Origin of the sequence: Phytohabitans aurantiacus (assembly GCF_027923225.1) — a bacterium.
Classification (GTDB): domain Bacteria; phylum Actinomycetota; class Actinomycetes; order Mycobacteriales; family Micromonosporaceae; genus Phytohabitans; species Phytohabitans aurantiacus.
In genome coordinates, this window is record NZ_BSDI01000061.1 from 1 (window position 1) to 22,143 (window position 22,143).

Below are 22,143 nucleotides of genomic sequence, written 5' to 3' on the forward strand. Positions count from 1 at the left end.
CACGTGCCATACCAGCAGCCTCCCAAGATCAGCCCTCTGTTGCACTGACCGGTGGAGACCGCCTCTCTTTTCCGCGTGCATTCGCCCTTGATCGACGGAAGGGGGCGGGGCGGGCAGCGCGGGCAGCGCGAGCCGCGCGGTGGCTCACGGGTTTTGGCGGGTGATCCGCACTGGGGGCTCTATGAGGTGGACGTCGAGTTGTTCGGGCGCCCTTGGGATGAGGCGGGGGCCCTTGTCGGTGGTCGCGAGCTGCCAGTCACGCACCGACTTTCGCAGTCCGATCGGGAAGATCGTCAGGGCGCCGTCCGGCGTGATCCGGCAGCGCAGGAAGCCCTTGTAGTCCTCAAGGGACAGTGCGGCGAACAGCTCGTTGGTGTTTACCTCCCGCCGCGACACCGCCAGGAGCCAGGCCGCCAGCAGCTCGGCGACTACGACGCCGCCCACGATAGCCGCCGCCACCACCGCGCCGGCCTGCGCCAGCCACCCCCACTCGTCGACGGTCCGGGCGAAGTACACGACCGTCGCTACCGCGGGTACGAGTTGGAGCGCCGCCAATCCAAGCCCGTAGCGCCACCTGCGCCATCGTCCCCCGGTCTTGGGGTGCGTGAACGCGACCGCTCCCCCGGCCGCCGCCGCGAGCAGCGCGACGACCCACAGCCACCCGCTGAACAGGGTGGCGGCGCTGATCAGCCCGTAGAGGCCGGCGAAGACCAGCAGCAGCGTCCAGTTGCGGGTGGCGAGCCGCCACAGCACAGTCCAGGACACGCGGCTCGAAACCGCCTGCGGTGGCCACGTGCCGCCCCGGCGTTCGTACGCCAGCCTGTCGGTCGGGTGGGCGCCGGTCGGTGCCAGTTTGCCGGAGACCGCGAGCTTATCCGGGAGCAGGTGGGTCGGTGAGCTGTACGCCCCGCCGGTGCCCGCGGTGACAAGGAGCGGCGTGTCGGGCTGGTCGCTCTGGTAGCGCGCGTAGTGGTGCACGTCGCCGGTCAGCACGACCCGCACCTGCCGCGCCCGCTCCCCCAGGCTGTACCGCAGAAAGTACGCCAGTCGGTCCATAGAGGAGTCGGTCTCGTCGTACCAACTGGGCACCGCCGTGCAGACGACCACCGAGTCGCCGTCGGCGATCCTCTCCGCGACCTTCTTGAAGTATTCGAGCTGCGGCTTGTCGATGTACGTGTCGAGCTGGATGTCGATCGCGAACAGCCACCAGCCGTGCGGCAGGTCCAGCGCGAAGTAGGAGCGCTTCTGGCGGGTGCACCAGCCGCCGATGTTCGCCTGCTGGCCGAACACCCGCAGGAACGCCGTCAGCCCGTCGTACCAGTCGTGGTTGCCCGGTATCGCGTACAGGACCGGGCTGTCGGCCGTCGTGCCGCCGGACGGCTCCGGGAGCGCGGCCGCGTACACGTTGGTCGTGCGCTGCTCGTAGGACTCCACGTCGCCGAACGGATAGACCTGGTCGCCGCCCATGACCAGGACGCTGCCGCGCGGCAGGACGCCGCCGGCGTCCGGCGGGTCGAGGTCGCTGGCGAGCAGGCTGGCCACCGAGTACGTCGCGTCGAAGCCGTCCCCGATGTCGCTGACGTAGTCGAACCAGAATTCACCCTCGCCGGTGTGCGGGAAGGCGGACTGCTCGAACATCGGCCCTTGTTGCATTTCCCGCCGGTCCGCGTACTGGCCGAAGACGGCGGCGAGGACGGCCTTGAGGCCGGTGCGGACCAACTCGGTGGGCGAAAGCCAGCGTACCGCGCCCAGCCGGGTGACAGTCGTCTTTCCGGCATCTGGGTTGGGTGTCGCCGGTGGTGTCTCTAGCGTGTTCACACCATGAAGGAGCTCCGGACAGAGATCGAAATCCGGGCCACGCCCGAGAAAGTGTGGGCGATCTTCACCGACTTCGCCTCGTACCCCTTGTGGAACCCGTTCATCCGGAAGTTCGAGGGCACGCCGGCACCCGGTGAGCGGGTCGCGATCACCCTGCGCCTGGGGCGGCGGATGGTGAATCTGCGTCCCACGGTGACCGTCATGATCGCGCCCCGGCGGCTGTACTGGCTGGCCCGCCAGTTCCTACCCCACCTGTTCGACGTCGAGCGGCGGTTCGTGCTGGAGCCGGTCGGCCCGTCCGGCTGCCGGTTCATTCAGTCGGAAACCGGCAGTGGTGTATTAGCGCCGCTGCTGATGCCTCTCTTGAGAAGACAGATTCTGGACGGCTACCGGCGGCTCGGCGTGGCGCTCAAGGAGCGGGTCGAGCAGGCCGGTTAGAGGGGGGATCGGTATGCCGCGCCGCACGGCGGCCGTCGGGCTGCCCGGCTGGAAGAGGCGGATCAACAGCCACGAGACCTTTACGCACGACAGCATCGACAGTCTCGGGTACGACTGGTCGCGTGTCGCTGATCCGTCGGTCAGGCCCAAGATCCCGTTCAAGGTCTACCTGCCGCGGACCACCGACGACATCGTCCGAGCCGTCAAGGAGACCAAGGCGCTCGGCGAACGCCTCGCCATCCGCAGCAAGGGCCACTCCAGCAACGACCTCGTGCTCACCGACGGCGGCAGCCTGCTGCTCACCGAGAAGCTCAACCGGGTGGTCGAGGTCGACGAAGAGGCCATGACCGCCACCGTGCAGTCGGGCGCCGTCTCCGCCGAGGTCGACGAGCTGCTCGCCGTCAGCGGGCTCGGCCTGCCGATCATCGGTGACCACAACCACATCACCGTCGGAGGCTTCGCCTCCGTCGGGGGGATCAGCCCGGCCTCACACCGGTTCGGGCTCTTCGTCGATACTGTCCAGAGTCTCGAGTACGTCGACTGGGACGGCGACCTGATCTCGTGCAGCCGCACGGAGCACCCGGAGCGGTTCCACCAGGTGCTGGCGGGCCTGGGCCGGCACGGGGTGATCGCCACGCTGACCGTGCGCGTCATCCGCGTCGACAAGTACCGCACCGTGCTGAAGAACAGCCAGCGGCACTACCTCAACGCCGGCAAGTTCGTCGCCGGCTCGGCGCGCGCGATCCGCAACCCGGGCGAGGCGTTGATGGAGCGCGGGGTGTGGGTCGACTTCGGACGGTTCACGGTCGGCCAGTTCTCGGCGTACCACTCGACAGGGCGGTCGGCGTGGGCGAGGCTGCGCGACCGGATCGCGTACACGGCGCTGCACGGCCTCGGCGCGGTGGCCGGCCGGCTCCCGCGCGGCCTCGACCGGGTGATGAAGTACGTGGGGATGAGCGGCGTACTGGTCAGCCCCCGCTACGCGACCATCAAGAACGTCGAGTTCTTCACCGACAAGATTCTCGACTCCACTGTGGGCGATCCGACCCGGATGTTCATCGTCCTCGCGCCCCTCGGCCGCTACGAGGAGCTGTTCCGCGAGTCCAGCGGGCTGATGCGCGAGTTTCGCGAGAAGCACGGCTGCTTCACGTTCATCTCGGTGTACGTCAAGAGCATCAAGTCGCCGTACCTCGCCCAGGGACGGCCGGACGACCAGTTCTGCGAGCTGATGTTCTTCTGCGGGATGAGCCGCAAGGGCATGTCACCCGAGGTGCTCGAAGAGCTGGCCACCCGCCTCGACGACATCTGCATCGCCCACCAGGGCTTCCGATACATGCACACCAGGACATCCCGGGATCCGGCCCGAGAGGCCAAAGTGGACCCCAACCGGTACTACGGAGATATCCATGTCACGTGAAATACCGCTCTACACCCTCGCTGGTGTACCGGATGCGACCGTCACGCCGTACTACTTCAACACCGAGGACAAGCTCGGGCTGAGCATGTTTCGCTTCAACCGGGGCACCGCCGGCGAGGCGGTGCTGATCATCCATGGGCTCACCACGTCGACCGACATGTTCATCATGCCGGAGCACCGGAATCTGGTGACGTACCTGCTCGACAACGGGTTCAGCGACGTCTGGTGCCTGGACTACCGGATGAGCAACCGGCACTCGTACAACCTGTTCAAGACCCGGTACAACATGGACGACATCGCGCTGTTCGACTATCCGGCGGCGATCGACGTGATGCGGCAGCAGATCGGCGACAAGCCCATCCACGTCATCAGCCACTGCCTGGGGGCTGTTTCGTTCACGATGAGCCTGTTCGGCAAGGCGGTCACCGGCATCAGCAGCGTCATTGCCAACAGCGCCGCCCTCACCCCACGGGTGCCCGGCTGGTCGAAGGTCAAGCTCCAGCTCGCCCCGTTCAGCGTCGAGACGGTGCTCGGCCTGACGTATCTCAATCCACTGTGGAGCGAGGATCCAGGGCTGTCGCGCGGCAAGCTGTTCGCCAAGATGGTGTCAGCCTTCCACCGCGAGTGCGACGTGCCGGCGTGCCACATGCTCAGCCTCATGTGGGGCACCGGTTGGCCGGCGCTCTACAGCCACGACAAGCTCGCCGAGATCACGCATCGGCGGGGCGGCGACCTGTACGGGGCGACGAGCGTGCACTATTACCGGCACGTCCGCAAGATGGTCAAGGCGGGCCGGGCGGTGAAGATGGAGCGGGGCAACCCGACATACGACCGGCTGCCCGACGACTACTTCCAGTACGCCGCCGACATCGACACACCCGTCATGTTCGTCACCGGCGACCAGAACAGGGTCTTCACCGACTCCAACATCGTGTGCCACCGCGAGCTGGAAAAGATAGTTCCGGGGCGGCACGAGCTTCAAATCCTGCCGGGGTACGGGCACCAGGACCCGTTCATGGGCGCGACCGTCGCACAGGACGTGTTTCCGCACTTCCTCCGGTTCCTGGAGAAGCACCGCAGCCGGCAGGCTCAGGTCACCGCGGCGGGCTGAGCGCCGCCATGCCCTGCTCCCGGGTCACCGGCGGCCGGTAGCGGAGCTCGCGGGTGGCCCGGCTGATGTCGACGGTGCACTCCAGCGCCGACAGCCACACGGCGGTACGCGTGATCGGCGGCTCGCCCGGAAGCCGCAGTACCCGCCACACGCCCTCCGCGGCCACGGCGGCGAACCGGGCGGCGGCCGGCGACATGTCACGGTCCGGGATCGTCACGCCCTGGGTGCCGACCCACCGCGCGATGAAGTCACGGAAGACCACCGGCGGGCCGTCGGTCACGAAGTACGACGGCCCCGGGTCGCTCGCGGTGGCCGCCAGCACCAGCCCGTGCACAGCGTTGTCGATGTACGTCGTCGACGTCAGGTGCCGCCCGCCGCCGATCCACCGGAACCGTCCCTTGCGGACAGCCGTCACCAGCGCGGGCAGGATCGTGCTGTCTCCCGGCCCCCACACCAGCCGCGGCCGCACCACGACGGTGCGCAGGCCGTCGCGGTTGGCCTCGCGGACCACCACCTCGGCCATCGCTTTGGTGGAGCAGTACAGCGACTTCGAGTCCGGCCGCAGCGGCGTGTCTTCGTCGATGCCGACCAGTGGCTCGCCGGCGAGCATGGCCGCCTCGGTGCCCACATGCACCATGCGCGGCACGCCCACCCGCCGGCACGCCTCGACGACGTTGCGGGTGCCGGTCACGTTGCCACGCAGGTACTCCTCGCGCCGCCCCCACTGCTTGACGAAAGCGGCGCAGTGAAACACGACATCGGCTCCGGAGGCGCCACCGGCCAGCGCGTCGACGTGGTCGAGGTCACCCTCCACCGGCTCGGCACCGGCCCCGGCGACCGCCCGCGCCGACCCCTCGCTGCGAGCCAGCGCCCGTACGCGCCACCCTTCGGCGACCAGGCGACGGATCAGCGCACCGCCGACAAACCCTGAACCACCAGTCACGAAAGCGACAGCCATGGTTGCTGAGTGTATTCGCCGGCGGCCAGCCGCCTCTATCTAAGAATGAGAGGGGGGTCTCTGATGAGAGAGCACGTCCACGCCGTCGTGGTGGGTTCCGGCTTTGGCGGCTCTGTCGCGGCGTACCGGCTGGCCGAGGCAGGCCGCTCGGTGGTGCTGCTGGAGCGCGGCAAGGAGTACCCGCCGGGCAGCTTCGCCCGCACACCCGCCGAGATGGGCCGCAACCTGTGGGATCCGAGTGAGGGACTCCATGGTCTTTTCGACATCTGGTCCTTCCGCAGGCTCGACGGCGTGGTGTCGAGCGGCCTCGGCGGCGGCTCACTGATCTACGCCAATGTGTTGCTGCGCAAGGACGAGCGCTGGTTCGTCGACGAGTCGCCGCTGCCGGGGGGCGGATACGAGCACTGGCCGGTCAGCCGCGCCGACCTCGAACCGCACTACGACGCCGTCGAGCGGATGATGGGCGCGACGCCGTACCCGTACAAGACGACCCGCAAGACCGAGGCGATGCGAGGCAGCGCCGAGCGGCTCGGACTGTCCTGGCAGCGCCCGCCGCTCGCCGTGACGTTCGCGTCCCGCCCCGGCGACCCGCCCGTGGCGGGCGCGCCGATCGCCGACCAGCCGTACGGCAACATGTACGGCCAGCCGCGCCGCACCTGCCGGCTGTGCGGGGAATGCGACATCGGCTGCAACGACGGCGCCAAGAACAGCCTCGACCACACGTACCTGTCAGCCGCCAAGCACCACGGCGCCGACCTGCGCACCCGCTGTGAGGTACGCGCGTTCGCACCGCTTCCCGGCGGCGGGTACGAGGTGTCGTATGTGGTGCACGACCCGGCGGCCGAAGGGCACAAGACCGCCACCGGCGACCTGCCACCGCACCGGATCACCTGCGACCGCCTGATCCTCGGCGCCGGCTCGTTCGGCACGACGTACCTGCTGCTGCGCAACCGGGCCGCGCTGCCCGGACTGAGCACCACGCTCGGCAGCCGCTTCAGCGGAAACGGTGACGTACTGGCGTTCCTGCTCGACGCCAAGGACCCCACCGCCCACAATGGACTGCGCCGGATCGAGGGCAGCCGCGGTCCGGTGATCACGAGCGCGATCCGGGTGCCGGACGCCCTCGACGGCAACGGCGCGACCGGCCGCGGGTACTACGTCGAAGACGGCGGATACCCGGTCTTCGCCGAATGGCTTGTCGAGGCGTCCCAGATGCCCGGCACGGTGCGGCGCGCCGCGCTGTTCGCCCTGGCCCGCCTGCGCGCCCAGTTCAGCCGCACCCCCGCGTCGAACATTTCCGGCCTCGTCGCCGGCCTCATCGGCCCCGGCAGGCTCGGCGACGGGTCGCTTCCCGTGCTGGGCATGGGCCGGGACGTCCCCGACGGCGTCCTGCGGCTGCGCGGCGACTTCCTGGACGTCCAACTGACGGCAGAGACGTCCCGGGAGTACTTCGACGGGCTGCGCGGCACCATGCGCGCCCTCGCCGCCGACCTCGGCGCCCGCTTCGCCGACCTGCCGACCGCGTGGGCCAAGCGCGGCATCACCGTCCACCCGCTCGGCGGCGCACCCATGGGCCGTCACCCGAAAGAGGGCACCTGTGACGCGTACGGTGAAGTCTTCGGCTTCCCGGGCCTGTACGTGCTCGACGGCGCCCTGCTGCCGGGTCCGGTCGGCGCGAACCCCTCGCTGACCATCGCCGCGGTCGCCGACCGCGCCTGTGACCGGATCATCAGCACTCCGCTCACCGCCACCGCCGTAGCCACCAACCGGACGGGAGTCGCCGTGCCGACCAGCCTGAGCTTCACCGAGGAGATGAAAGGCTTCGTCGCGAAGGAGTCCGTCGATCCGGTACGGGGAGCCGAACTGGGCCGCTCCAAGGACCAGCGCTTCATGTTCCACCTGAAGATCACCGCCGACGACGTCGACCAGTTCGTCGACGATCCCGCCCACGAGGCCAGCGCGACGGGATACGTCGAATGCGACATGCTCGGCGGCCGGCTCCCGGTGATCCGCGGATGGTTCAACCTGTTCACCCGCGACGGCGACGGCGCCCAGCGCCGCATGTGGTATCGCTTGCACTTCAATGACGGCGCCGGCAACCCGCTGACCCTCATCGGCCGCAAGGACGTGCGGGACGACCCCGGCTTCGACGTCTGGCGCGACACCTCCACCCTCTACATGACCGTCTACAGTGGTCACCTGTGGCCCGGCGACGACAGCGCCGCGCCCGTGGTGGCCAGCGGCGTCATCACCATCCACGTCCCGGACTTCCTGCGCCAGCTCACCACCTTCCGCACCGAGCCGCACTCCGGCAAGGCGTTCGAAAGGTTCGGCCGCTTCTTTCTCGGCACCCTGTGGGACGTCTACGGCAAAGCGCTGCCCGGCTGATCGGCGACCGGCCGGGCAGGCGCGGCTTCGGGTGCTAACAGAGTTGGCTTCCGCAGTACTGCCGGATCGCGGCGATGGCCGATTGAGTGGCGGTCTGCCCGCCCTGGCTGTAGGTGACCGTCACGTAGATGAGGGCGTCGCTGTTGGCGACCGCGAGGCCGCAACTGCTGGCGGTGGGCGTGCAGCCGGCCACCACGTAGAGGACCGGGCCGCTGTAGCTCCAGGAGAAGGTGTACCCGTCGCCCGAGAGGTTGTTGACGCTGAAGCCGGCGTTGTAGACCGACGCCGGCCTGTTGTTGTAGCAGGGGTTTTCCCACGTCAGGATGACACCGGGAGCGACGCGGCAGCCGAACGTCTCGCCGCCGAAGGCTTGCGCCGGTGACGCGCTGACGATCGCGCCCGCGGTCGCCGCGAGGACGCAGGCCGCCAAAAGCGTCATGGCACGCCGAATCCGTTGTCTCATAACCGTTCCCTCCACTGGCTCGTGGCCTGATCGATAGATTGGGGTACGGACATGCTAAGGGCCACAGGTGCCCGCACGGGTGCGCAAAAGTGCAGCGCGAATTCATAGACTCGCGGCCTGTCAGCAAACGTTCAGCTTCTGTTCCGTACCGTCGTCGCGGTACGAAAAGACAGGAGTGAGACGGATGCAGGCGTTCGGAGTGTTCCGGGTGACAGCGATCGCCGAGGCGGTCTCGTGGACCGGGCTGCTGGCGGGCATGTACCTGAAGCACGTCACGCACACCACCGAGATGGGCGTGTGGCTGTTCGGCCGGCTCCACGGCGCGCTGTTCGTCGCCTACCTGCTGGCGACCGTGTGGGTGGCGCGCGCGGAACGGTGGTCGATCTGGCGCACGGCGGTGGCGATGGCGGCCTCGATCCCGCCGCTGACCACCCTCCTCTTCGAACGCTGGGTCAGCCGCCGCACCCAGCCAGCCGGCCAGGTCAACAGCTAGAAACACCACACAGGCGCCCGCACTTTCCGCCGATCAAGGGCAAACGCACGTGGTTCGATCTCAATTCCGCGTGGATTCGCCCTTGATCCATACACACGCCCTTGATCGACAAGGCTTGCGCACGTGCCGCGACGTCCGCCGCGCCCCGGACCAGCTACATCCGTGGCCTCATCCTCCACGCTCCATGACCAACAGAGTGAGCTACCGCGACGGCCGTCGCGGTACATGCCGTTGCTCCCGCGGCCTCACCCGCCGCGTTCCCACGACCAACCGGCGCGGGGTCGGTTGTGGATCGCGGAGAGTGAGGCCGCGGGAGCAACGGTCTTGCGCGGGGCGGGCGTCGCGGTAGCTCAGATCTCGGTCCTGGTCTGGGCTGTGGCTTCGGCCACTCCTCGACGACGGCTACCGCCCGGTGCGGCTCGCCGCGGAGCGCGGGGCGGTGTAGACGACCGTCAGTCGGGGGTCGTCGACGGCGCCGCCGTGCTCGTGGTCGATGATCGCGCCGAGCCGGGTCAGGAACTCCTCGCGGTCCGGCTCGGACAGCTCGCGGACGTTCGGGAACGTCGACCACAGGTCGCGCGCCGTCCGCGCGGTCAGGGTCTGGTGCCATTCGATGACATCGACGGTCACGTCGCCGAACCAGCCGCCAGCGGTCAACCGGCCGCGCCACATGCCGGCGTCGAGCACGTGCGACCGGCTGTCTCGATAGCCGGGCTCGGCGGGCAGCAGGTCGTGGTACACCTCGTCGAGGCTGTCGCGGAAGGCTGTCGGCCGGTTGGTGTCGCCGAACTCGTTCCACCAGGCGGCCAGCCAGCCGCCGGGCCGCACCAGGCTGGCGATCTTGTCGATGGCGGTGGCCGGGTCGAGCCAGTGCAGCGAGGTCGCCGCGACCGCCAGGTCGAACCCGCCCGGCAGGTCGGCGGACTCGAAGTCGGAGACCACGACGTCGAGCCGGTCGCACGCGTGGGTGCCGGTGACGATCGCGGCGAGGTCCGCGCCGGGCTCGACCGCGGTCACGTGCGCGCCGGCGGCCAGGAGCGGCCCGGTCGCGAGGCCGTTGCCGGCGCCGATGTCGAGGACCCGGGCGCCGGGGCGCAGCCCGCAGCGGCTCGCGAGCAGGTCGAAGACCGCGTCCGGGTACGGTGGCCGGCCGCGGTGGTACGTGCTGGCGGCGGAGTTGAACGACATCCGGCGGCCGGAACGGACAGCGTCAGCTGCCGGCGAAATGCCCGATTCGGTCGCATCATCCACCCGGCGAGTCTGCCGCCACGGCCATCGGCCGGCAACGGCTTTTGCCGCGGCCCGGCCGCAGCGCCCGGCACGACGCCCGCCCGGCACGGCACCCAGCCGCAGCGCCCACCGCAGCGCCAGGCACGGCGCCCGCCCGGCACGGCACCCAGCCGCAGCGCCCGGCGCGGCGCCCGTCCGCAGCCGCGCCCGCGGCGCCGGCGAGAACCTGGCTCGCCGATCAAGGGAGATCGCATCGATCAAGGGCGAACGCACGCGGAAAAGAGATCCAACCACGTGCAAACGCCCTTGATCGGCGTGCCGGGCGTGGCGACACGCCGTCGCGGGCGGGGGGTACGGCGGGGGCAGGGCGGGGCGGGGGGTACGGCGGGGGCAGGGCGGGAGCGGCGTAGTACCTCGGGACTAGCGGTCAAGTGGGCTCTGTGGAGGGACGCGGGCTACGACGGCCGCTCCGTAGCTTCAGCGGCATGGCTATCCCTACCCGAATCGGCCCTTACCGAATCGGCAGGCTGCGGCGCACCGTGCTGGCGGCGCTCGTCGGCTCCGCTGTCGTGGTACCCATGGCGGGTGCGGCGCGGCCGGCCGCGGTACCGGCTCCGCCGCCGCCGTCGCTGGGGCCGTTGCGGGCCGCGACCTGTGCCACCGACGTGGCCGCCCGGTTCGCCGCGAACCGCGACGGCGTGCTCGCGGGCGAGCGGATGGCGGCCGGGCACGGTGACCGGCGGCGGGCCGCGGCGCTGCGCGCGCTGGCCGACCCGGCGCGAAACCTGCTGTCGTTCGACGGCCGCGACGGCGGGCGCAGCGCCGAGGTGTTCGGCGACCTGTGCGGTGCGGAGCGGATCGCGGTACTGGTGCCCGGGTCCGACACCAGCTTCGAGCAGTACGGGCGGTTCCAGGCCGGTGCGGAGGCGCTGTCGCGGCGGCTGGGTGACCGGTCGGCGGTGGTCGCCTGGCTCGGCTACCCGACGCCGAGCATGCTCGGCCTGTCGGTGCTGACGGCGCGCCGGGCCGAGGCCGCCGCCCCGGCGCTGCGCGCGTTCGTCGACGAGGTGTCCGCGGTCCGGCCGGGTGCCCGGGTATCGGTGCTGTGCCACTCGTACGGGTCGGTCGTGTGTGCCAGCGCCGCCGAAGGCCTGGCCGCCTCCGACATCGTCCTCTTTGGAAGCCCGGGCACCGGCGTCGACAACGTGGCCTCGTTGCACACCACGGCCGCCGTGTGGGCCGGCCGGGGCGCCGGCGACCTGATCGGCCGGGTGCCGCACGTGCGGCTGCGGCTACCGTTCGTCACGGTCGGGTTCGGCACCGATCCGGTCTCGCCGGGGTTCGGCGCGCACGTCTTCGCGGCGGGCGACAGCGCGCACAGCGACTATCTCAAGGCCGGCTCGGTGTCGCTCGACAGCATCGCCCGCATCGCCTCGGGAGACAACCGTGCGTGACCTGGCCGCCCGGATCGAGGCCGCGACGCCGCCGGATCGCGACCGGGCCGTCGACGCGCTGCGCGCGTTCGCCGTCCTCGGTGTCGTGTTAGGACACTGGCTGGTCACCGCTCTTGTCGTCGACAGCGGCACGGTTCGCGGTGCGAGCCCGCTGCGGTACCTGCCGGCGTTCGTCCCGGTGTCGTGGGCGTTCCAGACGCTCGCCGTCTTCTTCCTCGTCGGCGGGTGGGTCGCGACGCGCGGATACACCCGCGGTGTCCCGTACCGGCCGTGGCTGGCGACACGGATGGGGCGGCTGTTCCGTCCGGTGGCCGCGGTACTCGTGGTGTGGGCGCTGGTGGCCGCCGTGTTGCTGGCGTCCGGTGTGGACGTTCAGACGGTGCGCACGCCGCTGCGCCTGGTGCTTTCGCCCCTGTGGTTCCTGCTGGTGTTCGCGGTGTTGACGGCGGCGACGCCACTGGTGTCCAAAGTGCACCCCGCATGGCCGCTGGCCGTCGTGGCGCTCGTCGACGTGCTACGGCTCGGCCTCGACGGCCCGGCCTGGCTCGGGTGGGCCAACGTGGCGGCGGGCTGGCTGGTCCCGTACACGATCGGCGCCGCCTGGGCACGCGGCCGGCTGCGCGACCGCACCACCTTGTGGGTGCTCCTGGTCGGCGGCGCCCTGGCGACCGCCGCGCTCGTCCGCTGGGCGGGTTACCCGGCGTCGATGGTCGGCGTACCGGGCGACGGCTTCTCGAACCTGGACCCGCCGAGCCTCGCCGCGGTCACGTTCGGCCTGGCCCAGTGCGGCGCGGCCGGCCTGCTGCTGGGCCCGCTGCGGCGGCTCACGCGGCGCCCGGCCGCCTGGGCGGCGGTGGCGCTGGTCAACCTCTCCGCGATGACGATCTTCCTGTGGCACCAGACGGCGATGATCGCGGTGACCGCGCTGGGCCTGCTCACCGGCCGCCGGCTGCCGGGGCTGCACACGGTGCCGGACGGACCCGCCTGGGTGGTGGCCCGCTTCGGGTGGCTGCCGCTGTTCGCGGTCGCCCTGCTGGTGTGCTGTGCGGCGTTCCACGGCTATGAGCGAGTCAGCCCAAGCAGGAAGTCCCTAGGGCGTGTCTGACGGATCTTTGTGGGGCCGAGCCTCATGAAACAGGCCCTAGCATGGAGCCGGTGAGCACGGGCGGTGACAGGAACGGCGCCGGGCGGCGTCTGGCGGCCGCCGCCCGGGCGGTGCGCGACGACCTCTGGACGGTGGCGGCCGACCCGATGCCGCCGATGGCGTGGCCGCGCTGGCTGGCCCGGCTGCCGCACCTGCTCGTGATCCTCTACGCGCTGCTGGTGGCCTGGGCGTACGACGGTCAGACGCAGATATCGGTCCTGCTGACCGGGGTGCAGGCAGCCGCCGTCGTGCTGGCGCTGTTCCGTCCGGTGCTCGCCTGGTGGGTGGTCACGCTGGCCATGATCCCCGGCAGCGCGATCGCTGGTGACCCGTACCCGTGGAGCCATGGCACGGTCGCCACCCTCGCCGGCGTGATGTTCCTGCTCGCGCTGCGCGCCCGCCCTCGCACGGTGCTCGCGGCGCTGGCCATCAGCGTGCTGATCGGCCTGGCGTGCGCCGGCTTCGACATCCACACGAACAACCCCAACGCCACCTGGGCCGTGGCGTTCTTCTACACCGACCTCGGCCAGGCCGCGTCGATCTGGGGCCTGGCCGCGCTGCTGGGCTCGTTCCGGCGCGCCCGGCGAGTGGCGCGCGGCCAGCTGGCGGCGCAGTCGCAGATCTCCGCCGAGGAGCGGGCCCGCCGCACCCTGCTGGAGGAGCGCACCCGCATCGCCCGCGAGCTGCACGACGTGGTCGCCCACCACCTGTCGGTCATCTCCATCCAGGCGCAGGTCGCGCCGCATCTGGTGGCCGACCCGCCCGAGGAGCTGAGGCAGAACCTCGCCAGCATCCGCGGCAACGCGCTGGAGGCCCTCACCGAGCTGCGGCGGGTGCTGGGCGTACTCCGGGTGGACAGCGCGGCCCCGGACGCCGGGCACGCGCCGCAGCCCACCCTGGAACGGCTGGACGAGCTGGTCGGCAACGTGCGTGACGCCGGGCTCACGGTCACCACGCACACCACCGGGCGGCCCCGCCCACTGCCGCCGGGCGTCGAGCTGTCCGCGTACCGGATCGTGCAGGAGGCGCTCAGCAACGCGATCCGGCACGCGCCCGGTGCCCGCGTGCGCGTCGAGATCGGGTACCACCCGGCCGCCGTGGTGATCCGGGTCGTCAACACCGCGCCGGACTCGCCACCACCGTCCACTTCGGAGGCTGGTCACGGCCTGCTCGGCATGCGGGAGCGGGTCGCCATGCTCGGCGGCAAGCTGGCGACCGGCCCCACAGTGGACGGTGGCTTCGAGGTGACCGCCAACCTGCCCGCGCCGACGACGGAGACCACGCCGTGACCGAACCTGCTGACGCGAACATCCGGGTGCTCATCGCCGACGACCAGATGCTGGTGCGGCAGGGCTTCACGGTGCTGCTCAACGCCGAGCCGGGCATCGAGGTGGTCGGGCAGGCGATCGACGGCCAGGACGCCATAGGCAAGGTCGCCGAGCTGGCGCCCGACGTGGTGCTGATGGACATCCGCATGCCGGTCGTCGACGGCATCGAGGCGACCCGCCAGATCACCGAGCCCGCCAGCGCCGCGGTCAAGGTACTGATCCTGACCACGTTCGACCTGGACGAGTACGTCTACGAGGCGCTGCGGGCCGGCGCGTCCGGATTCCTGCTCAAGGACGCCTCGGCCGCTGAGCTCGCCCACGCTGTTCGCGTCGTGGCGGCCGGCGACGCGCTGCTCGCCCCGAACGTCACCAAGCGGCTGATCGAGGAGTTCTCCCGGCTGGGCAGCGCCCCGCGCGCCCCGCTGAGGGAACGGGTGGGCGAGCTGACCGAGCGCGAGACCGAGGTGCTCGCCCTCATCGCGCAGGGCCTGTCCAACGGGGAGATCGCCGAGCATCTGGTACTGGCCGAGCAGACCGTCAAGACCCACGTGAGCCGCATCCTGACCAAGCTCGGCCTGCGCGACCGCACCCAGGCCGCCGTCTTCGCGTACGAGACCGGTGTGGTCCGCCCGGCCGGCGCGTAGCGGTTGCTGGCAAGATCGTAAAGGTTGAGACCGGTATGAAGGTCGAGGGGGAACACTCATGCTCATCGGAGAGTTGAGCCGGCGCACCGGGGTCAACCCGCACCAACTGCGCTACTACGAGGCACAGGGCCTGCTCGAACCCGACCGCGGCAGCAGCGGCTACCGCCAGTACGCCGACGATGCCGTGGTCACGGTCACACAGATCAGGAAGCTGCTCGGCGCCGGCCTGTCGACCGAGGAGATCGCCGCCATGATGCCCTGCGTGACCGGCACCAGACCGGATCTTGAGCCCTGTCCCGAACTGCTGGACGGCATGCGCGCCCGCCTGAAGGGGCTCGACGAGCGCATCGACGCGCTCACCCGCTCCCGCGAGGCCCTCCACGCCTACATCGACGTCACGGAGCAGCGCGCCCAAGGGTGACGCCGCCGAGGCGGCGGCACGCGGCGCATGGTCACCCTGAGTGTTACAGGCTGCCAGGTCGCCGTTGGGTGGCTACGCTGTACCGCATCAGGCACCCCCGGGAGGTCCAGATGCGCATCAGCGACGTGCTACGGGTCAAGGGCGACCGCGTGATCACCGTTCCTCCCGACACGCGGATACGAGAGCTGGTGGCGGTGCTGGCCCAGCATCGGATCGGCGCGGTGGTGGTGTCGAGCGACGGCCGCACGGTCTCCGGCATCGTCAGCGAGCGTGATGTCGTGCGCGCGCTCTCCGAGCGGGGTGCCGAGGTGCTCGCCGAGCCGGTCACCTCGATCCACACCGTCGAGGTGCACGTCGTGGGGCCAGACAGCCACGTCGAGGAGATGATGCGGCTCATGACCGACCGCCGCATCCGGCACGTGCCGGTGGTCGCCGACGGCGTGCTGTGCGGGCTGGTCAGCATCGGCGACGTGGTCAAGAACCGCATCGACGAGCTGGAGACCGAGCGCACCGCATTGACGAACTACATCTCCGGTGGCCGCTGACCGGCACTCCGCTGATACGGTTCGCGCGTGATTATCTTCGGCTTCTCGGTCTTCTACATCTTCGGTCTCATCGGCTCCGGCCAGTTCGCCTGCCCGAACTGCGGCGGCGACCGCGAGTACCAGCACCGGACCGCCCGCCGATTCTTCACGCTCTTCTTCCTGCCGGTGATCCCGCTCGACAAGGTCGGTGAGGTCGTCCAGTGCCAGACCTGCAAGGTGCGCTTCGACCCGGCGGTCCTGCAGCGGCCCACCAGCGCCCACCTGGCCCGCGCGCTCCCGGCCGGGATGCGGGCCGCCGTCGCCGCCATGGTGCGCGCCGGCGGCAGCTCCGAGCCCAGCATCAGCGCCGCCGTCGAGGCGGTACGCGCGTCGGGTGCGCCCGACTACGACGTCACGCAGCTCCAGACCGACCTCAACCTGCCCGCCCCGGCGGCCGCCGACCTGATGCGGACCCTGGCCCACAACCTCACCCTGGACGCGTGCGAGCGCTACCTCGCCGAAGCCGTCCGGGTGGGCCTGGCCGACGGGCCACTCTCCCCGGACGAGCTCGAATGCCTCAGCTGGATCGCCAGCAACCTCGGCCTGACCCCCGCACACGCCCACGGCGTCATCTCGACCGTCGAGCAGTCCACCCGCCGCTGATCCCCCGGGCCGGGACGGCGGCGGCCAGTACCGCCAGGAGCAGGCACAGGCCGACCACGCCGCCGACCACTGGCCATGGCACCACCAGGTCGACCGGTGCTCGTACCTGCTCGCTGAGTCCCGCCCGGATGCTCACCAGCGCGGCCACCGCGACCGCCCCGCCGAGCAGGGTACCGATCGCGACCACCAGCGCGGACTCGGCCGCCGCAGCCAGAGCCACCTGCCACCGTGTCGCCCCGGCCAGCCGGAGCACCGCGAAGTCGCGTACCCGGTGGACCGCCGACATCAGCAGCGTGTTGGCGACGGCCAGCGCACCGTACCCGGCCGACACGCCGACCAGCATCAGCGCGAAGATCCAGATGAGCCGATCCTCCTCGGTGTCGGCCTCGGCGGCGTAGGTCGCCACGTCGACCACCCGGATACCCGGGCCGGCCGGTGCGGGCTCGGCGGCCCGCAGGTCCGCCATCGGCGCGAGCGCGGACGGGTCGTGCGCGCGGACCAGATCGCGCGGCAGCTGCATGTCGACCTGCCCGAGTCCACTGTCGACGATCTCGCCCACCCGCACGGGCACGGTCTCGCCGTCGGCGAACACCATCGGCACGCTCTGCCCCACGCTCCAGCCGTACTGGTCGGCCAGGCCACGCGAGATCGCGGCGCCAGGGCGGTCCACACCGGACACCGACAGTGGACGCTCACCCGTGTACACGGTGGATTCGAGTGGACCGCGACCCGCCGTGTCGGGCAGGCCCGGCGTGCCGTCGGGCACCACGACCGTACCGGTCTCGACGGCGGCGGCACGCCGCGCGGCGTACGCGTTGGCGGATGTGGCGACCATGCCCGAGACCATGACGGCGAACGCGACGGTGAGCAGTACGGGAGCGGCGGTGCCGGCGGTGCGGCGCGGTGCCGTGAGCGCCCCCTCCCTGGCGAGCATCCCGGTGGCGCCCCGCACGCGGCCGAGTGGCCAGGTCAGCAGCCGCACCACGGGTGGCACCACCGCGGGCGCGAGCGCGGCCGCGGCGAGTACGAGTGCCATCGCCCCGTAGAGCGCGAACGTGGCGCCGTTCTGGGCGTCGTCGCTGGTCGCCGTGCCGGCGGCGAGGGCCAGTCCCAGTGCGGCGCACGACAGGCCCGCCGCCCAGCGCGCCCGGCCCATCCGCCGATCCTCCACGATGGCCTCGCGCAGCGCTTCGAGGGGTCGCGCCCGGCCCGCCCGGCGCGACGCGGACCAGACGCCCAGCAACGCGACCACCGGTCCGGCGGCCAGCGACACCGCGACCGGCCAGGCCTCGAACCGTACCCGGTAGCTGGCCGGCTCGAACCCGGCGTCGACCAGTACCGCGCCCAGCGCCGGCGCGAGCGCGGCGCCGACCGCCAGCCCGGCCACCGACGCGGCCGCGCCGACCGCGAGCGCCTCCCCGTACAGCATCCGGCGCACCTGGCGCGGCGTCGCGCCGATCGCGCGTAGGAGCCCGAGTTCGCGGCGGCGCTGCGCCACCGTGAACGCGAACGTCGACGCCACCACGAACACGGTCACGAACCCGGAGAGCGCGGCCAGCGCGGTGAGCACCTGCATGCCGATCCAGCGGGTGCGGGCGTCGGCGCGCGGCTCCAGCGCCGAACGGCCGTCGCCGGTCAGCACCTGGCCGTCGCCGCCGGTCACCCGCTCGGCGGCGGAGGCGACGCCGGCGGTGTCCACATCGGGTGCCAGCACCAAGCCGATCGCGCGGACGCCGGGCGCGACGCGCTCAGCGGTCGCGTCGCTGAGAAAGACGCCGGCGCCGTCGACGACGCCGCTGACCGTGTACTCAGCCGGGCCGGCCGCCGTCAGCAGCGTGACCCGGTCTCCGGGCGACCGCCCGAAGGTACGCCCGAGCACGAGGTCCCGGTCCCCCTGCGGGGGCGCGCCAGCGACCAGTCCCGCGCCGCCGAGCCGGGCACCGGCCCAGCCCTGGCCGAGGGTGACTGACTCGTCGGGCCGGCCGTCGAGCACCGGCTGGGCGTAGAACACCCGGTCCGGTATCGCGGCCGCCACGCCCGGGATCGCGGCGAGCCTGGCCGCCAACCCGGTCGCCGCGGGCGACGACCACGGCCGGGCCTCCGGGAACGGATCCGCGGTCACGCTGGCCGCCGGGCTCCGCACGATCACCGCCGCGGCGGCCAGCCGGTCCGGCACCGGCGCCTTGCCCGACGCGAACAGCAGCGTGCTGAGCGCCACCACCCCCACGCCCACGGCCGCCGCCAGGAACGCGCCGAGCAGCGACATCCACCGCCCCCGCAACGTCAGCATGACGCCTCCAGCCGTGCGGTACGCGCTGCGATGTCCTCGGCGCTCGCGTCCGTCAGGTCCTCGACGAGGCGACCATCGGCGAGGATGAGCACGCGGTCGGCGTACCCGGCGGCCATCGGGTCGTGCGTCACCATCACGACGGTCTGGCCGTCCCGGTCAACCAGCCCGCGCAGGATGTCGAGCACCTGCCGCGAGGTGGCGCTGTCCAGGGCGCCGGTCGGCTCGTCCGCGAACACCACGGCCGGCCGGCGCAACAGCGCCCGCGCCAGCGCGACCCGCTGCTGCTCGCCGCCGGAGAGCTGGCTGGGCCGGTGGCCGGCCCGCCCGGCGAGGCCCACGGCGGCGAGCGCCGCCGCCACCTGGTCGGGATCGGGACGGCGGCCGGCCAGGCGCACCGGCAACGCCACGTTCTGCGCGGCCGTCAGCGAGGAGACCAGGTTGTACGCCTGGAACACGAAGCCGATCCGGTCCCGCCGCAGCCTCGTCAGCGCGGTCTCGTCCAGGGCGTTGAGCAGGGTGCCCTCGATCGTCACGGTGCCCTCGACGGGCCGGTCCAGCCCGGCCGCGCAGTGCAGCAGCGTCGACTTGCCGGATCCGGACGGGCCCATCACCGCGGTGAAGGTGCCGCTGTCGAACCCGACGGTCACGCCGTCGAGCGCGGTCACCCGCGTCGGCCCGGTGCCGTACACGGCCCGTACCTCGCGGAGCATCACTGTCGTCATGCCCCGAAACCCTGCCCGTCGGGGAGCCGCCGGACATCGTGCCGAGGCGGGCACTTCGCCGTCGGCCCGGGGCGGTACGCGGCACCCGGCCGGTGGGCCGGCGTACATCCCGAGGATGACGGGCCACGGGCGGACGCCACCGGCACGACCAGCGGCTACCGTCGGTACGTGATCAGGCTGCTCACCCACCGCCTGCGCCGCGCCGACCTCATCGCCCTCGACGCGGCGCTCGCGGCCGCGCTCATCGCCATCTGCTGGTACGCGGCGAGCGAGCGACCGGCGTCCGGTAGCCCGGCGGAGCCGGCGTGGCTGTCCGTGCTGGCCGGCCTGCTGGTCGGCGCCCCGGTCGCGGCGCGCCGCCGGTGGCCGGTGGCGGTCGCCGTGACGGTCTCCGCCGCCGGGAACCTGGCCGTGCTGACCGGGATCGTGCCGGACTACGCCAGCGGCGGGCCGGCGGTCGCGATCGCCACCGCGCTTTACATCGTCGGCGTCACCGTGCCACCGCGCCGATCGGTGGCCACGCTGGCCGGCTGCCTCGTCACCACCACGGCCGCGCTGATCGCGGTCGACTCCACCGGGGCGGTCACCGAGATCGCGTTCTTCTGCCTGGTGGTGGCCGGCGCGTGGCTACTGGGCTGGCTGGTGCGCGAGCGCCGGGCGTACGCCGCGCAGGCCGCCGAGGAGTTCGCCCAGCGCGCGGTCACCGACGAGCGGCTGCGGATCGCCCGGGAGATGCACGACATCGTCGCGCACAGCATGAGCCTCATCGCGGTGAAGGCGGCCGTCGGCAACCATGTCGCCGAGGCCAGCCCCGCGCAGGCGCGCGAGGCCCTGGCCGTCATCGAGGCCACCAGCCGCGGCGCGCTGGTCGAGATGCGGCGCGCGCTGGGCGTGCTGCGCCAGGATGCCGAGTACGCGCCGGCGCCCGGGCTGACCGAGCTGACGGCGCTGGCCGATCAGGCGGCGGCCGGTGGCGTCGACGTCGACCTCGACGTCGACGGGCGCGCCGAGCTGCCCGAGGCGGTCGGCCTGTCGGTGTACCGGATCGTCCAGGAAGCGCTGACCAATGTGGTCAAACACGCGGCACCGGCCCGCTGCCGGGTCGCCGTCACCGTCCACTCCGGAGAGGTGAGCATCGACGTGACCGACGAGGGTGGTCCGGTGGAAGCGCCGGCGCCCGCCGGGCACGGCCTGATCGGCATCCGCGAGCGGGTCGCCATGTACGGCGGGGAGTTCGCCGCCGGCCCGCGCCCGGAGGGCGGCTTCCGGGTCAGGGCCCGCCTCCCGTACGGTTCCGTCGCGTGATCAGGGTACTGATCGCCGACGACCAGGCGCTGCTGCGGGGCAGCTTCCGGGTACTGGTCGACCTGGCGCCCGACCTCACCACGGTGGCCGAGGCCGGCACGGGCGCCGAGGCGGTGGCGCTCACCCGCACGCACCAGCCCGACGTGGTGCTGATGGACGTGCGCATGCCGGAGATGGACGGCATCGAGGCGACCCGGCGCATCTGCGGCGACCCGGCGACCGCGAGCACCCGGGTGCTGATCCTGACGACGTTCGACCTCGACGAGTACGTCTACGCGGCCCTGCGCGCCGGCGCCAGCGGCTTCCTGCTCAAGGACACCCCGCCGGCCGACCTGCTCACGGCGGTACGCGTGGTCGCCTCTGGCGAAGGGCTGCTCGCGCCGAGCGTGACCCGGCGGCTGATCGCCGAGTTCGCCCGGCGCCCCGAGCCGGCCCGGCCCCTGCCCCGCCGGCTCGACGGCGTGACCGACCGCGAGCGCGAGGTACTCACCCTCGTCGCGCATGGACTGTCCAACGTGGAGATAGCGGAGCGGCTGACGCTCAGCCTCGCCACCGTCAAGACGCACGTGAGCCGGCTGCTGAGCAAGCTGCACGCCCGCGACCGCGCCCAACTGGTCATCGTGGCGTATGAGACCGGACTGGTCGCCGCCCACCCGTCGTAGCGATCAGTCGAACGGGCCCTCGAAGATCGACGACACGATCTGTGCTTGTGGGGTGGTACTGCTGGCGGTACCATCGATTATGTCTTCGTTGGGCAAGATCATTGAAGCGATGCGGAGCAACCCGCGAGGCGTCGCCTACAACGATCTCTACCGAGTGTGCGAGCACTACTTCGGGAAGCCGCGGCAAGGCGGGACCTCTCATGCGGTGTTCGCGATGCCCTGGGCAGGCGACCCCCGCGTAAACATCCAGAACGACAAAGGCAAGGCCAAGGCGTACCAGGTTCGGCAGGTTCTCAAGGCGATTGACAAGAAGGAGGCCATGTGATGCAGACCGATACCCATCCTGAAGTGCAGCACTACACCTATCGTGTTACGTGGTCAGCCCAGGACGGCGAGTTCGTCGCCACCTGCGTTGAGTTTCCATCGCTTTCGTGGCTGGCCGCGTCGCAGGTCGAAGCTCTGCTGGGACTCCAGGTTCTGATCCATGACGTTGTCGCGGAGATGAGGGAGCAGGGCGAGCAGGCACCGCAGCCGTTTTCCGAGCGGAGCTATTCAGGCAAGTTCAACCTTCGGGTGGGAGAGAGCCTGCATCGCGAGCTGGCTATCCACGCCGCCGAAGACGGGATGAGCCTCAACCAGTACGTCCTGCGGAAGCTCGCTGCCGCTTAGG

The 22,143-nt window shown here is 71.3% G+C and carries 22 protein-coding genes; 16 read left to right on the forward strand and 6 right to left on the reverse strand.

Going from position 1 to position 22,143, the window contains the following annotated elements; all coding sequences use genetic code 11:
- Window positions 1-144: 144 nt before the first annotated feature.
- Window positions 145-1,818, reverse strand: coding sequence for a metallophosphoesterase family protein (locus QMG73_RS38295; protein ID WP_281903895.1), 1,674 nt, complete (start codon window positions 1,816-1,818; stop codon window positions 145-147).
- 3 nt (window positions 1,819-1,821) lie between these two features.
- Between QMG73_RS38295 and QMG73_RS38300 the strand changes: the two genes are divergently transcribed.
- From QMG73_RS38300 to QMG73_RS38310, 3 genes are read left to right on the forward strand one after another with little or no spacing between them, the layout of a single operon-like run.
- Entirely contained in the window at window positions 1,822-2,256 is a 435-nt protein-coding gene (locus QMG73_RS38300; protein ID WP_281903896.1) for an SRPBCC domain-containing protein, read from the forward strand.
- A 13-nt stretch (window positions 2,257-2,269) separates the two neighbouring features.
- On the forward strand, window positions 2,270-3,673 hold the full coding sequence (locus tag QMG73_RS38305; protein WP_281903897.1) for an FAD-binding oxidoreductase: 1,404 nt from the start codon (window positions 2,270-2,272) through the stop codon (window positions 3,671-3,673).
- Window positions 3,663-4,784 (forward strand): alpha/beta fold hydrolase, encoded by a 1,122-nt coding sequence (locus tag QMG73_RS38310; protein ID WP_281903898.1) that lies wholly within the window; start codon window positions 3,663-3,665, stop codon window positions 4,782-4,784. The genes QMG73_RS38305 and QMG73_RS38310 overlap by 11 nt, the downstream gene beginning before the upstream one ends.
- Here QMG73_RS38310 and QMG73_RS38315 read toward each other — a convergent pair.
- Window positions 4,768-5,742 carry an NAD-dependent epimerase/dehydratase family protein gene (locus QMG73_RS38315; protein WP_281903899.1) on the reverse strand — a complete coding sequence of 325 codons (975 nt, stop codon included), beginning with the start codon at window positions 5,740-5,742 and terminating at the stop codon, window positions 4,768-4,770. The genes QMG73_RS38310 and QMG73_RS38315 overlap by 17 nt on opposite strands.
- A 63-nt stretch (window positions 5,743-5,805) precedes the next feature.
- On the opposite strand from QMG73_RS38315, the gene QMG73_RS38320 reads away from it, so the two are divergent.
- Window positions 5,806-8,130, forward strand: coding sequence for a GMC oxidoreductase (locus QMG73_RS38320; RefSeq protein WP_281903900.1), 2,325 nt, complete (start codon window positions 5,806-5,808; stop codon window positions 8,128-8,130).
- A 34-nt stretch (window positions 8,131-8,164) separates the two neighbouring features.
- On the opposite strand, the gene QMG73_RS38325 is transcribed toward QMG73_RS38320, so the two are convergent.
- Window positions 8,165-8,569, reverse strand: a complete 405-nt coding sequence (locus tag QMG73_RS38325; protein WP_281903901.1) for a hypothetical protein — start codon at window positions 8,567-8,569, stop codon at window positions 8,165-8,167.
- A 208-nt stretch (window positions 8,570-8,777) separates the two neighbouring features.
- On the opposite strand from QMG73_RS38325, the gene QMG73_RS38330 reads away from it, so the two are divergent.
- Entirely contained in the window at window positions 8,778-9,086 is a 309-nt protein-coding gene (locus QMG73_RS38330) for a DUF3817 domain-containing protein (RefSeq protein ID WP_281903902.1), read from the forward strand.
- Window positions 9,087-9,488: 402 nt separating this feature from the next.
- Here QMG73_RS38330 and QMG73_RS38335 read toward each other — a convergent pair whose 3' ends face one another.
- Window positions 9,489-10,337, reverse strand: a complete 849-nt coding sequence (locus QMG73_RS38335) for a class I SAM-dependent methyltransferase (RefSeq protein ID WP_281903903.1) — start codon at window positions 10,335-10,337, stop codon at window positions 9,489-9,491.
- Window positions 10,338-10,801: 464 nt separating this feature from the next.
- Here QMG73_RS38335 and QMG73_RS38340 point away from each other — a divergent pair, with 464 nt between their 5' ends.
- From QMG73_RS38340 to QMG73_RS38370, 7 genes are all read left to right on the forward strand, one after another.
- Window positions 10,802-11,770, forward strand: coding sequence for an alpha/beta hydrolase (locus QMG73_RS38340; protein ID WP_281903904.1), 969 nt, complete (start codon window positions 10,802-10,804; stop codon window positions 11,768-11,770).
- Window positions 11,763-12,875, forward strand: a complete 1,113-nt coding sequence (locus QMG73_RS38345; protein ID WP_281903905.1) for an acyltransferase family protein — start codon at window positions 11,763-11,765, stop codon at window positions 12,873-12,875. Before QMG73_RS38340 ends, QMG73_RS38345 begins: the two co-directional genes overlap by 8 nt.
- A gap of 50 nt (window positions 12,876-12,925) precedes the next feature.
- A complete protein-coding gene (locus QMG73_RS38350; RefSeq protein ID WP_281903906.1) occupies window positions 12,926-14,203 on the forward strand; it encodes a sensor histidine kinase in 1,278 nt (425 codons plus the stop codon).
- On the forward strand, window positions 14,200-14,886 hold the full coding sequence (locus tag QMG73_RS38355; RefSeq protein WP_281903907.1) for a response regulator: 687 nt from the start codon (window positions 14,200-14,202) through the stop codon (window positions 14,884-14,886). The genes QMG73_RS38350 and QMG73_RS38355 overlap by 4 nt, the downstream gene beginning before the upstream one ends.
- A 58-nt stretch (window positions 14,887-14,944) precedes the next feature.
- A complete protein-coding gene (locus tag QMG73_RS38360; protein ID WP_281903908.1) occupies window positions 14,945-15,307 on the forward strand; it encodes a MerR family transcriptional regulator in 363 nt (120 codons plus the stop codon).
- Window positions 15,308-15,417: 110 nt separating this feature from the next.
- Complete coding sequence (locus QMG73_RS38365; RefSeq protein ID WP_281903909.1) at window positions 15,418-15,852, forward strand: CBS domain-containing protein; 435 nt, start codon at window positions 15,418-15,420, stop codon at window positions 15,850-15,852.
- A 27-nt stretch (window positions 15,853-15,879) separates the two neighbouring features.
- Window positions 15,880-16,494 (forward strand): zinc-ribbon domain-containing protein, encoded by a 615-nt coding sequence (locus QMG73_RS38370; RefSeq protein ID WP_281903910.1) that lies wholly within the window; start codon window positions 15,880-15,882, stop codon window positions 16,492-16,494.
- On the opposite strand, the gene QMG73_RS38375 is transcribed toward QMG73_RS38370, so the two are convergent.
- Both QMG73_RS38375 and QMG73_RS38380 read right to left on the reverse strand, forming a co-directional pair.
- A complete protein-coding gene (locus QMG73_RS38375; protein WP_281903911.1) occupies window positions 16,460-18,784 on the reverse strand; it encodes an ABC transporter permease in 2,325 nt (774 codons plus the stop codon). The genes QMG73_RS38370 and QMG73_RS38375 overlap by 35 nt on opposite strands.
- Entirely contained in the window at window positions 18,778-19,506 is a 729-nt protein-coding gene (locus tag QMG73_RS38380) for an ABC transporter ATP-binding protein (RefSeq protein ID WP_281903912.1), read from the reverse strand. Before QMG73_RS38380 ends, QMG73_RS38375 begins: the two co-directional genes overlap by 7 nt.
- 168 nt (window positions 19,507-19,674) lie before the next feature.
- Between QMG73_RS38380 and QMG73_RS38385 the strand changes: the two genes are divergently transcribed.
- Genes QMG73_RS38385 through QMG73_RS38400 form a run of 4 tightly spaced genes read left to right on the forward strand, consistent with a single transcriptional unit; the run spans window position 19,675 to window position 22,142 of the window.
- The gene (locus QMG73_RS38385; protein WP_281903913.1) at window positions 19,675-20,811 is read left to right on the forward strand and encodes a sensor histidine kinase; all 1,137 of its coding nucleotides are present in this window, start codon (window positions 19,675-19,677) and stop codon (window positions 20,809-20,811) included.
- The gene (locus tag QMG73_RS38390; protein ID WP_281903914.1) at window positions 20,808-21,473 is read left to right on the forward strand and encodes a response regulator; all 666 of its coding nucleotides are present in this window, start codon (window positions 20,808-20,810) and stop codon (window positions 21,471-21,473) included. Before QMG73_RS38385 ends, QMG73_RS38390 begins: the two co-directional genes overlap by 4 nt.
- A 52-nt stretch (window positions 21,474-21,525) precedes the next feature.
- On the forward strand, window positions 21,526-21,798 hold the full coding sequence (locus tag QMG73_RS38395) for a toxin HicA (protein WP_281903916.1): 273 nt from the start codon (window positions 21,526-21,528) through the stop codon (window positions 21,796-21,798).
- Complete coding sequence (locus tag QMG73_RS38400) at window positions 21,798-22,142, forward strand: type II toxin-antitoxin system HicB family antitoxin (RefSeq protein WP_281903937.1); 345 nt, start codon at window positions 21,798-21,800, stop codon at window positions 22,140-22,142. Before QMG73_RS38395 ends, QMG73_RS38400 begins: the two co-directional genes overlap by 1 nt.
- The last annotated feature ends 1 nt before the right edge of the window (window position 22,143 follow it).

What these genes read in the sequence shown, in the direction of transcription:
- QMG73_RS38320 (WP_281903900.1), top strand. Translation starts at nt 5,806, where the DNA reads ATGAGAGAGCACGTCCACGCCGTCGTGGTGGGTTCCGGCTTTGGCGGC.
- QMG73_RS38300 (WP_281903896.1), top strand. Translation starts at nt 1,822, where the DNA reads ATGAAGGAGCTCCGGACAGAGATCGAAATCCGGGCCACGCCCGAGAAA.
- QMG73_RS38330 (WP_281903902.1), top strand. Translation starts at nt 8,778, where the DNA reads ATGCAGGCGTTCGGAGTGTTCCGGGTGACAGCGATCGCCGAGGCGGTC.
- QMG73_RS38380 (WP_281903912.1), bottom strand. Translation starts at nt 19,506, where the DNA reads ATGACGACAGTGATGCTCCGCGAGGTACGGGCCGTGTACGGCACCGGG.
- QMG73_RS38315 (WP_281903899.1), bottom strand. Translation starts at nt 5,742, where the DNA reads ATGGCTGTCGCTTTCGTGACTGGTGGTTCAGGGTTTGTCGGCGGTGCG.
- QMG73_RS38375 (WP_281903911.1), bottom strand. Translation starts at nt 18,784, where the DNA reads ATGCTGACGTTGCGGGGGCGGTGGATGTCGCTGCTCGGCGCGTTCCTG.
- QMG73_RS38360 (WP_281903908.1), top strand. Translation starts at nt 14,945, where the DNA reads ATGCTCATCGGAGAGTTGAGCCGGCGCACCGGGGTCAACCCGCACCAA.
- QMG73_RS38400 (WP_281903937.1), top strand. Translation starts at nt 21,798, where the DNA reads ATGCAGACCGATACCCATCCTGAAGTGCAGCACTACACCTATCGTGTT.
- QMG73_RS38365 (WP_281903909.1), top strand. Translation starts at nt 15,418, where the DNA reads ATGCGCATCAGCGACGTGCTACGGGTCAAGGGCGACCGCGTGATCACC.
- QMG73_RS38325 (WP_281903901.1), bottom strand. Translation starts at nt 8,569, where the DNA reads ATGACGCTTTTGGCGGCCTGCGTCCTCGCGGCGACCGCGGGCGCGATC.
- QMG73_RS38340 (WP_281903904.1), top strand. Translation starts at nt 10,802, where the DNA reads ATGGCTATCCCTACCCGAATCGGCCCTTACCGAATCGGCAGGCTGCGG.
- QMG73_RS38310 (WP_281903898.1), top strand. Translation starts at nt 3,663, where the DNA reads ATGTCACGTGAAATACCGCTCTACACCCTCGCTGGTGTACCGGATGCG.
- QMG73_RS38305 (WP_281903897.1), top strand. Translation starts at nt 2,270, where the DNA reads ATGCCGCGCCGCACGGCGGCCGTCGGGCTGCCCGGCTGGAAGAGGCGG.